The organism is Brucella grignonensis, from assembly GCF_002252505.1.
GTDB classification, from domain to species: domain Bacteria; phylum Pseudomonadota; class Alphaproteobacteria; order Rhizobiales; family Rhizobiaceae; genus Brucella; species Brucella grignonensis.
Genome location: NZ_NNRL01000041.1, coordinates 1 through 359, shown reverse-complemented (window position 1 = coordinate 359; position 359 = coordinate 1). Strand labels below are relative to the sequence as shown.

Here is a 359-nt window from a genome sequence, read left to right as displayed (position 1 = left end):
CCGCCTGCACAAGCAATGCCCCTTCCCGTTGCGGTCGGCCGTCCGGCAGGAAAACCTCGGCCATGCGCCGGTCCTGTTGGAGAATGTTCACGTCCGTCGCGAGCCAGTCAGCGAGGGAGCGCGTGATACCGACGCCATTCCGTGCATATTCGATGGCATCGTCAAACAGGCTTTCCCAAGGGAGTCGGCCAAAACGCTCATGGGCGAGCCGCCAACCGTCGACGGCTCCAGGTGTTGTGAGCGCAGCGAGACCGCCGCGCGCCGGCAGCTTCCCGGTAACGCCCCGATCCTTATAGTAATCCCGTGTCGCAGCGGCGGCAGCCGGTCCGGAGGCATCGATCGCCTGCACGCCTTCAACC

The 359-nt window shown here is 65.2% G+C and carries 1 protein-coding gene; it reads right to left on the bottom strand.

Features of this window, described 5'->3' with window-relative positions; all coding sequences use genetic code 11:
• On the bottom strand, positions 1 to 359 hold a 359-nt coding region (locus CEV33_RS00630; protein ID WP_208620118.1), incomplete at both ends, for a gamma-glutamyltransferase.